Source organism: Flavobacterium longum, assembly GCF_965137575.1.
In the GTDB taxonomy this organism is placed as follows: domain Bacteria; phylum Bacteroidota; class Bacteroidia; order Flavobacteriales; family Flavobacteriaceae; genus Flavobacterium; species Flavobacterium longum.
On the sequence record NZ_CBCRZJ010000005.1, the window covers coordinates 275,941 to 290,475 of the forward strand.

At 50.3% G+C, this 14,535-nt stretch carries 13 protein-coding genes; 7 read left to right on the forward strand and 6 right to left on the reverse strand.

What is annotated here, in order from left to right; translation table 11 throughout:
* The first annotated feature begins 125 nt into the window (after nt 1-125).
* The 5 genes from ACM9J1_RS10830 to ACM9J1_RS10850 are packed head-to-tail and all read left to right on the forward strand — an operon-like array spanning nt 126 to nt 6,612.
* Nucleotides 126-1,349, forward strand: a complete 1,224-nt coding sequence (locus ACM9J1_RS10830; protein WP_415582060.1) for a hybrid sensor histidine kinase/response regulator — start codon at nt 126-128, stop codon at nt 1,347-1,349.
* A complete protein-coding gene (locus ACM9J1_RS10835; RefSeq protein WP_415582061.1) occupies nt 1,346-4,876 on the forward strand; it encodes a response regulator in 3,531 nt (1,176 codons plus the stop codon). The genes ACM9J1_RS10830 and ACM9J1_RS10835 overlap by 4 nt, the downstream gene beginning before the upstream one ends.
* Nucleotides 4,873-5,235 carry a response regulator gene (locus ACM9J1_RS10840; protein ID WP_415582062.1) on the forward strand — a complete coding sequence of 121 codons (363 nt, stop codon included), beginning with the start codon at nt 4,873-4,875 and terminating at the stop codon, nt 5,233-5,235. Before ACM9J1_RS10835 ends, ACM9J1_RS10840 begins: the two co-directional genes overlap by 4 nt.
* A gap of 1 nt (nt 5,236) precedes the next feature.
* Nucleotides 5,237-6,046, forward strand: a complete 810-nt coding sequence (locus ACM9J1_RS10845) for a CheR family methyltransferase (RefSeq protein WP_415582063.1) — start codon at nt 5,237-5,239, stop codon at nt 6,044-6,046.
* Complete coding sequence (locus tag ACM9J1_RS10850) at nt 6,028-6,612, forward strand: chemotaxis protein CheB (protein WP_415582064.1); 585 nt, start codon at nt 6,028-6,030, stop codon at nt 6,610-6,612. The genes ACM9J1_RS10845 and ACM9J1_RS10850 overlap by 19 nt, the downstream gene beginning before the upstream one ends.
* A 3-nt stretch (nt 6,613-6,615) precedes the next feature.
* Here the strand turns inward: ACM9J1_RS10850 and ACM9J1_RS10855 are convergent, their stop codons facing one another.
* From ACM9J1_RS10855 to ACM9J1_RS10880, 6 genes are all read right to left on the reverse strand, one after another.
* Complete coding sequence (locus ACM9J1_RS10855) at nt 6,616-7,383, reverse strand: oxygenase MpaB family protein (protein WP_415582065.1); 768 nt, start codon at nt 7,381-7,383, stop codon at nt 6,616-6,618.
* Nucleotides 7,373-8,098, reverse strand: coding sequence for a DoxX family protein (locus tag ACM9J1_RS10860; protein ID WP_415582066.1), 726 nt, complete (start codon nt 8,096-8,098; stop codon nt 7,373-7,375). Before ACM9J1_RS10860 ends, ACM9J1_RS10855 begins: the two co-directional genes overlap by 11 nt.
* Before the next feature lie 13 nt (nt 8,099-8,111).
* Nucleotides 8,112-8,450: a potassium transporter KefB gene (locus ACM9J1_RS10865; RefSeq protein ID WP_415582067.1), complete on the reverse strand. Its 339-nt coding sequence runs from the start codon at nt 8,448-8,450 to the stop codon at nt 8,112-8,114.
* An 82-nt stretch (nt 8,451-8,532) separates the two neighbouring features.
* Nucleotides 8,533-11,046, reverse strand: a complete 2,514-nt coding sequence (locus ACM9J1_RS10870) for a TonB-dependent receptor (protein ID WP_415582068.1) — start codon at nt 11,044-11,046, stop codon at nt 8,533-8,535.
* A complete protein-coding gene (locus ACM9J1_RS10875; RefSeq protein ID WP_415582069.1) occupies nt 11,046-11,942 on the reverse strand; it encodes a FecR family protein in 897 nt (298 codons plus the stop codon). Before ACM9J1_RS10875 ends, ACM9J1_RS10870 begins: the two co-directional genes overlap by 1 nt.
* A 41-nt stretch (nt 11,943-11,983) precedes the next feature.
* On the reverse strand, nt 11,984-12,502 hold the full coding sequence (locus tag ACM9J1_RS10880; RefSeq protein WP_415582070.1) for an RNA polymerase sigma factor: 519 nt from the start codon (nt 12,500-12,502) through the stop codon (nt 11,984-11,986).
* A gap of 92 nt (nt 12,503-12,594) precedes the next feature.
* On the opposite strand from ACM9J1_RS10880, the gene ACM9J1_RS10885 reads away from it, so the two are divergent.
* Nucleotides 12,595-13,641, forward strand: a complete 1,047-nt coding sequence (locus tag ACM9J1_RS10885) for a hypothetical protein (RefSeq protein WP_415582071.1) — start codon at nt 12,595-12,597, stop codon at nt 13,639-13,641.
* Nucleotides 13,642-13,796: 155 nt separating this feature from the next.
* Nucleotides 13,797-14,516 (forward strand): pirin family protein, encoded by a 720-nt coding sequence (locus ACM9J1_RS10890; RefSeq protein WP_415582072.1) that lies wholly within the window; start codon nt 13,797-13,799, stop codon nt 14,514-14,516.
* The last annotated feature ends 19 nt before the right edge of the window (nt 14,517-14,535 follow it).

The following is a 14,535-nucleotide window of genomic DNA, read 5'->3' on the forward strand; positions in this document are numbered from 1 at the left end:
AAAACTCCCAATTATTTTCATCTTCCCTTTGGTGCGTACAGCTTTTTTTCCCTAACTTTGAAAGAACGCACTTTCCCTAGAACGCGTAACCATTAACGCAACCGGCCTTAGCTGGTGGTTTTTTTATGATATTAATTGTAGACGACCAACGGGAAAACATACTGCCGTTAAAAAAAATCCTGGCGCTCCACGGACTGGAATCGGAAGAGGCCTTGTCTGGTGAAGAAGCGTTAAGGAAAACGCTCCAGAAACATTATTCATTGATCATCCTCGACGTGCAAATGCCGGGCATGGACGGTTTTGAAGTGGCCGAAACGCTCGCAGGCAGCAGCCGCACCAAAGACATCCCGATCATTTTCCTGTCGGCCATCAACAAGGAAAAGAAATACATCACCAAGGGCTACGAATCCGGCGGCGTGGATTACATCACCAAACCGGCCGATCCCGACCTGTTCATCCTGAAGGTCAAGACATTCCTGAAACTCTATCAGCAACAAAACGAGCTCAAGGACATCCGCGACCTGCTGGCCCGCGAAATCGAAATAAGGAAAGATGCGCAGGAAAACCTCGAGCAGAAAGTCATTGAACGCACGCGGGAATTGCGGGAAAAGAATGAAGAACTGGAACTCTCCAACCACGAATTGCAACAATTCGCCTGGGTGGTTTCGCACGATTTGAAAGAACCTGTGCGAAAGATCGAGATTTTCGTCAAACTCATGGAAGAGCGTTGCCTCAACGGCGATCCAAACGGCCCGGTGTACGCCAAACGCACCATTGCGGCAGCCGAACGGATGAACAATTTGATCAACGATTTGCTTACCTATTCGCGCCTGTCATCGCCGATTGAATCTGAACCTTGCGACCTGAACGAAATCCTGGGCGAAGTCATTGCCGACCTGGAACACTTGGTCGAAGAGAAAAACGCCGTCATCCGTTTCCATGACAATTTGCCCACGGTCATCGGCGTACCCAGCCAATTGCGGCAAGTATTCCAGAACCTCATCAGCAATTCCCTGAAATTTGTCCCGGCCGGTCGCGCTCCGGAAATCGACATCATAACAGACCGCATCGCCAGTTTGGATTTCGATGCGGCGCCCAATCCCGACGGCGACGTACACCGCATCATCGTCAAGGACAACGGCATCGGGTTCGACGACCAATACAAAGACAAGATCTTTACGATTTTTCAACGGCTGCACCATCGCGAAGATTATGAAGGTACCGGCATCGGGCTTTCCATCGCAAGGAAAATCATCGAAAAACACCACGGCCTGATCACGGGCGAAAGCACCAAGGGCAACGGTGCAAGTTTCATCATCCTGCTGCCCGCAACACCAAAAAACACATGAACGGAAATTTCAAAAGAAACCTGTTGCTCTCTTCGGGCGCGTCGTTATTGATTTTAATCATCAGTTCCACGGCGTCGTACCTGAGCATTAAAAACCTGATCGACACCAATGCGATGGTCAATCATACGCAGGAAGTCATTTACAACGTCAACGAGACGCAGGCCGTGATCGTCGATGCGCAAACCGGCATGCGCGGTTACCTGATTACCGGTAAACGGACATTCCTGGACAAACGCACGGGTGCCGAAGCAAAGACCGCCGAGTTTCTCGACAAGTTGGAAAGACTTACGCTGGACAACCCGGCGCAACAGGTAACGATTAAAGAAATCCGCCCGCTGGCTTACAGCTTTTTCCGCTACTTGGAGAAACGCATAGAAGACAAAGATCTTGAAAAATCGGTCACCGTTTTTGATTTGGACCGCGGCAAGCAATTGTCAGACGAATTGCGGATTCTCTTTAAACGAATGGAAACCCGTGAAAACGAGTTGCTGCATCTTCGCACCGAAGAAGCCCGCCAGTACGGCAGCTACGGTTCGATATTGATTTTGGTGGCGGCGCTCATTGCCGTGATCATCAGCTCGGTATTTTTCTTCCGCATCCTGGCCGATTACCGTACAAGGCTGAATCTGCAACTCGAACTCGAGGACAAAGACCGCGAAACCGCCGAGCGCATCCGGGTCATCAGCAATATCGCCCAGCAGATTTCCTCCGGGAATTACAACGTCAGGGTTGACGATACAGAATCTGACGCTTTGGGCAGCGTGGCCGGATCGCTTAATAACATGGCCGTGGCTCTCGACGAATCGTTTGCGAAATTGTCCGACAACGAATGGCTGCAATCGGGCGTTGCACAACTGAACAAAGCGATGCTCGGGGAAAAATCGGTGCACGAATTGGCCCAATCTGTCGTGGATTTTCTCGCAAAATATACAGACAGCCAAGCCGGTGTACTGTATTTATTGGAAGATGGCGGGTTACAATTTGCCGCCGGATACAGCTACCAATCCAACGAAAGGAAACAAATCCAGCCGGGCGAAGGCTTGTCTGGACAGGCCGTTGCATCGGGACAATTGCTCGAGTTGCGCATGCCCGACGACGACAGCATCAGGGTTTCGTTTGCACTCGGCGAAGCCAAGCCGACGCATGTGGTCGCGTTGCCGTTGGAAGACAATGGCATTACTGGCGTGGTGGAACTCGGCACCGTAAACCACTACAGCTCGCGGGAAATCAACTTCCTAGCGGCCGTGTCCAACAACATCGGGATTGCCTTCAGGGCGGCACAAAACAGGCGTCGCATCCAGGAATTGCTCGAGGAAACGCAGTCGCAATCTGAGGAATTGAAAGCCCAACACACCGAATTGGAAGGCATGAACGCCGAACTGGAAGCGCAAACCGAAAAACTGCAAGCGTCAGAAGAAGAACTCAAAGTACAACAGGAAGAACTCCAGCAAACCAACGAAGAACTTGCCGAACGCAGCGTGCTGCTGGAAGAACAAAACGTTGAAATCCAGAAAAAATCCGAGGCGCTGGAACTTTCTACACGATACAAATCTGAGTTCCTGGCCAACATGTCGCACGAATTGCGGACACCACTCAATTCGATTCTGCTCTTGAGCCGTCTTTTGGGCGAAAACAACGAGAAAAACCTAACGGACGAACAAGTCGAATTCGCGAAAGTCATCCAAAGTTCGGGTACGGGATTGCTTGGCCTAATCGACGAAATCCTCGATTTGTCGAAAATTGAAGCCGGTAAGATGGAACTCGAAATCGTCGATGTGCCCACCGAGGAAATCGTCCAGACCATGCGCAACCTGTTTGCCCTGATGGCGCAGGAAAAAGGCATCGGCTTCGAGATTGATACGACGCAGGCACCGCTGGTGATCATGACCGACCGCATGCGGTTGGAGCAAATCCTGAAAAACCTCATTTCCAACGCCATCAAGTTTACGTCTGCCGGCGCAGTGACCGTGACCATTGCCCGACATCCGGATTCGGACAAACTCGTATCATTTGCCGTAACCGATACCGGCATCGGCATCCCGGCCGCACAACAACCGCTCATTTTCGAAGCGTTCCAGCAAGCCGACGGTTCCACCAAACGCAAATACGGCGGTACTGGGCTTGGGTTGTCCATCAGCCGTGAACTGGCACGTTTGCTCAAAGGCGAAATCACACTTGAAAGTGAGCCGGACAAAGGCAGTACGTTTACCCTGACCATCCCGATTGCGGCTTCGGTGGCTGGTTCCGTCACTAAGGATGGCGAAAAATCTGCCACGGGCAGCTCACGCAAGTTCATCAGCGCTACCATTCCTGACGCTGTCCCCGATGACCGCAACGACATCTCGGCCAACGACAAAGTCATCCTGATCGTGGAAGACGACACGAATTTCGCAAAATCATTGCTGGAATTTACCCGTGAACGCGGCTATAAAGGTGTGGTTTCGGTGCGTGGCGACGAAGCGTTCCGAATGGCACAAACCTTCGGCCCTACCGGGATTTTGCTCGATATTGAACTGCCGGTAAAATCGGGTTGGGAAGTCATGGACGAGTTGAAATCCGATGCCATGACGCGGCATATTCCCGTGCACATCATGTCATCGCACAAGGCGCGGCAGGAAAGCCTGTTGAAAGGCGCGGTGAATTTCCTGGACAAGCCCGTGGCCTTCGAGCAAATCCCGGAAGTGTTCCAACGCATCGAGCACATCGTCAACCGTGAATCGCAGAAGGTGCTGATCGTGGAAGACAACTCGAAACACGCACAGGCGCTGTCATTTTTCCTGGACAACAACAATATCCAGTCTGAAATCTCGTCGGACATCGCGCAAAGCATCGAAACCCTTCAAAAAGACGGTGTGGATTGCGTCATCCTCGACATGGGCATCCCAGATAAACAGGCTTATGAAATATTGGATGGCATCAAGCGAGATGCGGGTTTGGAGCACATTCCCGTCATCGTATTCACCGGAAAAAGCCTTTCGATGAACGAAGAAATGAAAATCAAGAAATACGCCGATTCGATTGTCGTGAAAACCGCGCATTCCTACCAACGCATGCTAGACGAAGTGTCTTTGTTCCTGCACATCGTGGAAGACAAAAAGCACCAGCCTAAACGCGCCGACCATAAAAAACAACTCGATAACGTACTCAAAGACAAAACCGTACTTGTGGTGGACGACGACGTCCGCAACATTTATTCGCTGACCAAGGCGCTGGAACTGTTGCAGATGAAAGTCATCACGGCCATTGACGGTGCCGAAGCACTCAAGGCTTTGGACGCGCATCCACAAACCGATGTCGTGCTCCTGGACATGATGATGCCGAATATGGACGGCTACGAAACGGCCAAACGCATCCGTCAAGACAAGAAATTAAAGAAGCTTCCGGTGATTGCCGTCACCGCGAAAGCCATGACCGGCGACCGCGAAAAATGCATCAACGCCGGTGCCTCAGATTACATCACCAAACCCGTTGACGTGGACCAACTCTTGTCTTTGCTGCGCGTCTGGCTATACGATTCCCAGAAATGAAAAAGCGGATTTTAATCATCGACGACGACCCGCGGAATATTTTCGCACTGGCAGCCACTTTACGGGCGAAACAATTCGATGTGGCTTCATGCACCAGCGCGTCCGAAGCCTTGGCCAAACTCAAAACGGACAACGCTTTCGATGCCGTGCTCATCGACATGATGATGCCCGAAATGGACGGTTACGAAGCCATTCCGCTGATCAAGGAAATTACGCCCGGCCGCGACTTGCCTATATTTGCGGTGACAGCCCAAGCCATGGTCGGCGACCGGGAAAAATGCTTGGCGTCGGGCGCAGACCATTATGTGGCAAAACCCATTGATGTTGACCGTTTGTTGTCCTTACTAGAATCCATCTGATATGATTGACGACAGCCAACTGGACTTGCTGATTGCCGAAGTGTCGGACCGTCACGGTTACGATTTCGGCGGTTATTCCCGGGCTTCGTTCAAGCGCCGGATCGAGCGTTTGTACCAGTTGGATGCATTTCCTGATTTTGCAACGTTCCTGACGAAGATTAAAACCGACGCGGACTATTTCAGGCATTTCGTGGAAGAAATTACCGTGAACGTCACCGAGATGTTCCGCGACCCGACATTCTATAAAGTGTTGCGCGAGGAAATCCTGCCGGCCGTGGGCACCAAGCCATTCATCAGGATTTGGCATGCAGGCTGTTCCACCGGACAGGAAGTGTATTCGATGGCCATCTTGCTCCATGAACTGGGATTGCTGCACAAGGCCATTATATATGCGACGGACATCAATCATTCGGTGCTTGAAGCGGCCAGAAAAGGCGTTTTCCCGTTGCGGCTCATGAAGGAATACGCTGAAAATTATCGCAATTCAGGCGGCAAGAACGACTTTTCTGATTACTACACGGCGAATTACGGGCTGGCGAAATTCGATGAAAAACTGTCCGGGAAAATGGTGTTCTCGCAACACAGTTTGGTGTCTGACCATTCGTTCAATGAATTCGACCTGATTTTGTGCCGCAACGTGCTGATCTATTTCGACAAGGAATTGCAGGACCGCGCGCTCCAGTTGTTCGACGACAGCTTGGCGCGATTGGGCTATCTGGCGCTGGGCACGAAGGAAACCCTGAAATACACATCGGTACAAAAGAATTACGAACAGTTTCGAAAGGAAAAAATATGGAAGAAACTCCACTGATTCCGCAAAAAATCATCATCATCGGCGGTTCCGCCGGGAGCCTCGATGTGCTGTTGAAAGTCCTACCCAACCTCGACCCTATTGACCGGCTGGCCATCGTCATCGTCTTGCACCGCCGCAGCGCCGACGACAACATCCTTGAAGAACTCCTGCGGATGAAAAGCGGTTTGCGCATCAAGGAAATCCAGGACAAAACCGTACTCAAACCCGGCCGGATCCATGTGGCGCCGCCGGATTACCATTTGCTTTTCGAGAAGGACTATATTTTGTCTTTGGATGTTTCGGAGAAAGTCAATTACAGCCGGCCCAGCATAGACGTGGCTTTTGAATCCGTGGCCGATGCCTTTCGGGAAAAGGTCGTGGGCATATTACTCTCGGGCGCAAATGCCGACGGCACCATCGGGCTGAAAACCATCCGCAGAAATGGCGGCTATGCCATCATCCAGTCGCCCGACACGGCAGACGTTCCGTTCATGCCCGCGCACGCCCTGAAAACTTTCACTCCCGATGCCGTGATGACACCGCCTGAAATGGTAACATTTGTAAATGCCATCGGCCGGGAATAACCATCAGGCAACAACATCCATCGCCTTGATTTGCGGCTTATAGGCCGACGGCAGTAACAAGGCCTTGAGCACGTTTTCGGCACGGACAATTTTACCCCATCGGTACAGCATCAGTAGCGATCGCGTGGCCATGGCGGACGGAAATCGCTTCATTTCACGGACTGTTTCGGGAACGACCAGCGCCTGCACCTGCAAGAGCAGTCGGTAGCGCACAAAACCGAGATGTTTGCGGTATTGCTTGTACAAATCATCGGTGTAATGGCTCGGGGCAAGGTTCTCCTTCAGGTGGCGTTCGCGCGACCGTTGCCAATCTTGATAGTTGGTGGGCAAACCGGTTAAACCCATGCGCACGCCAACACGGTAAAAAACATCGAATACTTCTTTCTTTTCAGGCATGGAGAGCGGTCGCTCCAGGACTTCATAGGACCGGATGGAATAGTCGATGAGCATGAACAATACATCGCGGTACGCCCAATCGGGGATTTTCATCCCGCGCGACGATTCTACCGACGCATGTATAGAAGCCATCGCATCGATGGAACGGTGCGCTTTTTCGGTATCGGCAAAAACGATGGTGCGCGCATAAGCAACCGTTGAGAACAGACGCCCCAACGGATCCGACGGCAATTTCCCAGTGAAATAGAGCCAGTCAACGGCTTTGTTCAGGGCAAACTCGGCCGAGGCGCCGGCAAAGATGAATAAAATCGTATCCGACTTTCCCCATATCTGGCGGACGATGGAATTTTGATGGACAAAAAGATCAGTGCTCATGGGATGGACTTTTCAATGATTTCTTATAGGCTTCCAGACAGACATCATAGGGCTTTCCTTGTTCGTGGATGCAGTCACAAAAGGTTTCACAAGCTTCCGGGTTTGCTGCATCTTCACATTGCGTCATACAATCGGCGATGGTATTTCGCGGTTTGAGCGTATAGGCAAATCGTGCCGAGACCAACACCAGCGAGATCGCAATGAAAACCCCGAGAAAAAACAACCACGGAAATCGCCTGGTCCTGTTTTCCTTGGCGTAGATTTCTGCACCGGGAATCGGGCCTCCAAAAATGAACTTCCACTTATGGAAATCCCAACAAATGAGAAACAGGCAGCCCAGCACCATCAAAGGCGACGTCACGAGCGAACCGTCGAACCCGACAGACAGCGACAACACACAAATATTCAGGATGATCGGAAAATAAATAAATGCGCCAACTGTGGCCGTTCGGGGAATCAACAATAAAACGGCGGCCAAGACTTGCAGGATGCCGATAAATGTGTAATAGTAACCGGTCTCGTGTAAAGCTTGCAGGTAATGCCCCAGCGGGTGGTTGTTGGATAGCGCCGTAAAACGCTCACCTAGGATTTTCACTAAACCCGAGGGCAGAAAGCCAACGGCGAGGACAATCCTAAGGAACGTCGAAAAATAATACAACCACTGGTATTGCCTTGCGCAGCGGTGCCACATGTCAAATTTCACGAGCAATGACATTAGATTTCAGGATTTAGTTCCAGAGCGTCCCGTCCAGCCCGAGAATGGCGCCAATCCAGAGCCCGACGGTAAAAACGAAAAAACTTAAGGCATACACGACGACTTTGTTCCATCCGCGTCGTGCGGTGAAATCATTCATGAAAAAGAAAAAGATACCGCCTGCAGCACCCGCCAGCGAAGTCACCAAAATCGGCCTGATGCGCCAGAGAGTTCCCCATTCCGGCTTGGGTACACCGACGTTGAAAATGATCAATGAGATAAACGCCAAACCAATGACTGCCCCCAGCAAAGCATTCTTGACGAGTTTACTCCGCTCCTGGCGGGAAAATGAAAAGTGATTTTTCGAAGACATTTTTAGAATTTTAAAAGTACTTTGAATTACAAAGTTATTGGTTTTACTGAACCGTGCAATAGCGATTCACAATTTTAACATGCTAAAAGGAAAAATATAGACTGACGTTGGGCGTACGTTCCAAAGCGTAGGTATCGACGCGTTCTACAGACTGGCTGTTGTTTACGCGATAATAGCGGTTCACCACATTCAACCGGTCGAAGATGTTGGTCAAAGACACGCTGGCCCGCAGGTTTGTCTTGCCGATGGCCCAAGACTTTGAAGCCGAAAAGTTCACGACGAAAAAGTCGGGCAAGCGCGTATTGTTTGGGTCGTTGTATTGGATTTGCGGATCGCCGTTGCTGTCACTGATCACTTCCTCGGAAGCCGGTGTCGTGACCGGACGGCCGGAATGCCACTTGCTGCCGAGCGCCAGTTTCAGGCCGCGCCATTCATAAATGGCGGCCACTGCCATCGTGTGACGCAATTCGAAGTTATTCGGGAATGCCGAAGGAGTCAAATCCTCAAAATCATATTGGTTGTCATTGAACCCGTAACTGATCCAGGAATAAAACCGACCGAAGTTTTTCTGCAGCAACAGTTCAGAACCAAAAACGCGGTAGCTGCCAGCCGATTTCACGAACTCGAACTGGTTCTGGAAACCTTGCGAACCCGTGGAAATCCCATCGACTTTCTTGTAATAATTGTCGATGGTAAAAAGCCAATTGTTGCGTTTAAAGGTCAGTCCGGCCGAGACTTGCATGCTTTCCTGAAGCGGCGTTTCGTTGTCGTCAACCATGGTCCAGCGGCGTTTCTCGATACCCAGGAAATCCTGCTGCCGGTCTATGACCTGTGCCAGTGTCTGGCTTTTCATCTCGCCCAGGATTTCAAGCCGTAACGGCCCAGACAATTGCCAGCCGAACTGCAGCCGCGGCTCCGGGCGCCAGACGTGGATCCTTTCGAAATAGTTGAAACGCCAACCCGCCAGCAACGAGAATTTATCGCTCTCGGATTCCCAGCGCGTTTCGGCAATCCCGACGTGCGTATGCATGACTTCGGTGATGTTCCGCGAGAATGCAGGCGCGTCGATCTGATCGATATTCGTGACGCCGGTTTCGTGGAATTGGTAGCCGATGTTGAACGTCGTACTGGGCAACAACCGCATGGATTGGGAAAAATTAAATCCGAACCCAACGACCTGATTTTCCTGTGTGGTCGTGAGATTGTTGCTGTCCAAAGATTCCGTGGAAGCCATGAGTTTGTAGTTGGACACATAACTTTCAACGCGGGTAACATGGTCGTCGTCCCAACGTGAAGTCCAATTTGCGCCCACCCCGAAGTGGCGCTGGGACAAATCGTTGTTTTGCCCGGAACCGTCCAGGAATTGGTCGATGATCAGGCTGTTGCCCATGCCGATGCCGTCGATGAAAAACTCGTGCTTATCGGCCACTTTCTGCCGGTATTGCAGTGTGACATCATTGAAGTAAAAATGTTCGTCCGTATTGACGTTTACCGTGCCCGTGTTGTTGGTAACGATGGTATTCTGGAACACGCGGTTTCGGTACTTGCGGTACGTCGGGGAATCAAAACCATCGGTGAACGAGCGCCTGGCCGATACGGAAAACGACGCGTTGTCGGACATTTTCACATGGGCATAGCCGGCCAAACTGATCAAGTCCGCGGCGACGATGAATGCCGTCTTGTCTATCTTCCGGTCACGCGAGGAAATGTCCACGACACTCGACACGCTTTCGCCGAAAAGCGCCGATGTCCCGTTGATGGAAATGGAAATGGTTTGTGGCAACACTGGGTTGAACGCCGAAATCAGGCCGAAAAAATGCCCCGTCTGGAACATCCTGATGCCGTTCCAAAGAAATAGGTTTTGGTCGTGCGTACCACCGCGGGCGCTGATGTTTGAAATGGTTTCGTCTTCGTTTTCGATACCCGGAAGTTCCTGCATCGTCTGCAACACATCGGGTTCGCTAAGTCCGGGAAGAATACCGAATTTCGTCGGGTTGATCTTAAATGAACCGTCGTCGTTCTTGGTGATGCCGGTCGTCAGGAACCGCTGCGGAGCGACTTCATCCAGCGCATTGACAATAGGCGACAACAAAATCTGAGGACAATCGGGTTTGTACAACGCCAAAGGTGCGATGCGAAAATGCGCATAGTTCTGATGGCTGATTTCAATGTCTTCAGGCGAAATGACGGGCAATTCGAAGTAACCGCGGGCGTCCGATATGGCCGAGATATTCGTGCCGCTTATAAACAACGATGCCGCCTCGATGGGCAGCTTGGTTTCTTGGTCTAATAAATAACCGCAAAGTGGCTTGTCCAGCTTTTCGTCGTTGGACACGATAAAAGCCGAGGCACCTATGGGCTGGAATTTTAATTTTGTGATGCGGGAAATGTAATCGAGTGCGGCATTCAGAGGCAAATCCGGGTTTGGCGGGACAATCTTGTAAAGGACGATTTCGTCTTCGATGTAGTTGAATGTCACGCGGTGCCGTTGGCCCAACACTTCGAAAATTTGGTTCAAAGGCTGCCTCGTTCCCTGCTGCGACCAAGCGGAAATGCTGAAAAACACAGTAAGGATGACCAGCCAGGTGTTGCGCATTAACGGGCTTCTAGGATGATTTTTCCGTCTTGCCTCAAAAGGTTCAGGTGATACGTTGACGCTACGATCTGCAATGCTTCGTCAATATTCTTGCGCGGAAGCACGCCCGTAAACAACTGCGCCGACGGAACACCTTTCACTAAAATGTTAATGTCATATTGGCGGTTGAGTTCGCCAACAATCGTAGGGAAATTTACTTTGTGGAATACCAGTTTATCCTGCAGCCAAGCCGGACCGACGCCGTCGTTTTGAGGCACGTCGATGGGCTGTCCGTTCTCGAAAGATACGCTCTGCCCTTTGGTGATGACGGTTTGCGCTTCGCCGTAATCTACCCGGACGCGGCCTTCGAAACACATCACATCGAAACGTCCATCGCGCGCCTTGACATCGAACTGCGTACCCAGTACGGTTACTTTTCCGAGCGAGGTATTGACTTCGAATTTCTTGCCTTTTGCCACTTTGAAATACGCTTCACCCTCAAGCGTGAGGCTTCTATGATTGTCCCAACCCCATTTTTTATAGGTGATTTCAGAACCTGCGTTGAGCGTCACCTCAGATTCGTCCGGCAAGGAAAAAGACGCGAACTCCGCATTTTCAGCCGTTTCAGTGGACGGCATCATGTTCTTGGCAACGAAAAACAATCCTAGCGCAATCACCAATACCGCCGCAAATCTAAATACGGTACGGTATAACGGGATTACTTTAGGCTGTTTCTTTTCGCGGGAAACGACGTTGCGATAGATGGCATCCTGATCGAAATCAGGCGCCTGCAACTGTGCGGAATAGTCCTTTATCTTGGCATACGTGGCGTATTCGGGCGTCTTTTCGAACGCCTGACGCTCGGTGTCGGACATTTCGCCGGCGAGCCATTTGGCCAAATCGTATTGTTGTTTCATGTTTTCCAATATTCGGTTAAACAGGCAATTGGCAAAAAACCCTACCTCATTTGTTCAATTTGTTCTCGGAGCGTAGCCAATGCCCCGGAAATTCGTTTCTCTACGGCTTTAACGCTAATGTCTAACATTTCAGCGATTTCATGGTATTTCTTTCCTTCGATGCGGTTCAACAGAAACGCGGTGCGCTGCGCTTCGGTCAGGCTTCCGATAGCTTTATCGAGTTTGTCCTTGAATTGGTCTTCCTCGACCATGTATTCTGGATTGACGTGATCTGCGTGTTCATGGTTGCCCGTTTGGGCATACCGAAGTACTACTTTTTGATGGGCAATCTGATTGAGCGACGCGTTGTTGGCTACCGTGTAAAGGAACGATTTTGCTTTGTCCTGCGGAATGTTCCGGCAGTTTTCCCAGACTTTAATAAAGGCATCCTGCGCCATATCGTTGGCTTGCTCCTCGTTGCCGTATTTGAAGTACAGATAGTTCCGCAACGCCTTGATATGCGTGGCAAAAAAATGCGAAAAAACGGATTCGGCACAAAGGCCGTTGAAGTTGTTGTCCATCAAAACTGAGCTGCTGAGTTGCGGGTAAAAATAAAAATAAAAAACATGGTAGGGTATTTTTGTCCTCAATTGTTTTACGCAAAAATTCGGCAATGAAAAAAATATATCTGGTGCTTTTTGGGGTGTTACTCTTCGGCTGTCAAAGCGAGGAAACGACCATCGTCCAGAACAATAGCGATGCGCTCGTCAGGACATCGCCGCTGACCTCATTGGTATCGCGCGTGTGCCAGAACCCGACGCACGTTGACGACATCCTTGACCAATCCAGTTGCTACAGTGTTTTACTCCCGGTGAACGTCATGGTAAATGGCGAAGATTTCAATGTGGAAGACCAAGATGACTTCCATGACATTTGGGAAAACATGCAGGAATCATGGAGCGATGATGACATCGTGCATTTTCAGTTTCCGATTACGGTCGTATTTCCGGACTTTGCCCAATTGGTCGTAAACAATCAGGCCCAACTTGACACCTTGACTTGCTCAGGCGATGGCGATTTCCATGAAATCCGTTGTGTGGACTTTGTTTTCCCGGTGAACGTAAACACCTACGACACGAACAACCAGATTGCCAACACGGTGACCATCTACAACAATGCTGGCTTTTATGACTTCATTGATAATCTGGCAAGCGCCGAGATTTTTACTGTGGTTTATCCGGTCACGCTGACATTGGCATCGGGCCAGAATATTACAGTTAACAGCAATCACGAACTGGAAGATGCGATTGAAGACGCCATTGATGACTGCGACGACAATTGGGGCGGCCCAGGCCCGGAACCGATGACGCTCGAACAAATTGCCGTGTCCGGCACTTGGCACATATCGTATTGTGATGACCGCATGTCTAGAAGCCCGCAGCCACCGAATATTTACGAAGGTTACAATTTCACTTTCTTAGACAATGGTACGGTCACGGCTGTAAAGAACAATACCGTCAGCAACGGCACTTGGAGTGTTTACCAAGACGGCAGCCACACCATGATGGACCTTTTTTTCCCGCAATCCGGGCTGCAAGGTTTGTCTAATGATTACTGGAAAGTGACTGAGTACAATCCTACCAATTTCCGATTGAAGGATGACCACGATGATGGGCGCAGCGGCGACGGCAACGAGTACATTTATTTTACAAAGAATTGACAGATGGCCATTTTCCCGAGGAAATACGCGCCGAAACGCAAACGACTGCCCGGCGATAAATTTTACGTCAGCAAGTCTGAGCATATCGCCAATCAGGTCATTATTTGGGGAGCCATTTTGTTTCTAACGTTTTTCATCAGTAAACTATTCTAATCATGCTACAAAGCCACACACAGATTTACAGATCTCAGGAGCGCGGCTTAGTGCGTTCGGAGGTGTTTAGCCGGTACTCGGTCTTCAATTTCGAAAACACGAAACAGGAAGCTGATTTGCCCTTTGGTGCGCTCGAAGCCATGAACGACGAGACGCTTTGCCCGAAAAACAAGATCATGCGGCATGTTGACCATTATACCGATGTGGTCATCATTCCTTTGTCAGGTTCCATTCTGTACAAAGACAGTTTGGGCAATCAGGCGATTGTCGAGACCGAACAGATTGGCATCTTCTCGGTTCAGGAAGGTATGGTCTATGAACTGATGAATCTATACGAGGAAGCGCATGTGAATTACCTGCAGATTTGGTTGCGTGCCGATGAAAAGGAATTTCGCCGCACGTGCAAGTCCCGCGATTTTGAACAGCCGCAACACAATACAATGTTTCCGGTTTTCGCCGGATGGAAAAATGACATTCCGGTGTTGAAGACCAATGCCGAGGTGTTTGGCCACATTGGCGTTTACAACGACGGACGGAATGGAAAATACACGTTGAAAAACAGCAAAAACGGCCTGTTCGTATTTGTCATCAACGGCTCATTTGACTTCAATGGCCGGGCGTTGCATTCGCGCGATGCCATGACTTTGAGCGGCATCCATTTCCTGCCGTTCATCGCAAAATCAGAAAATGCAGCGGTGCTATTAATTGAAATACCGATTTAAGATAGTTTTTTTGCCATCT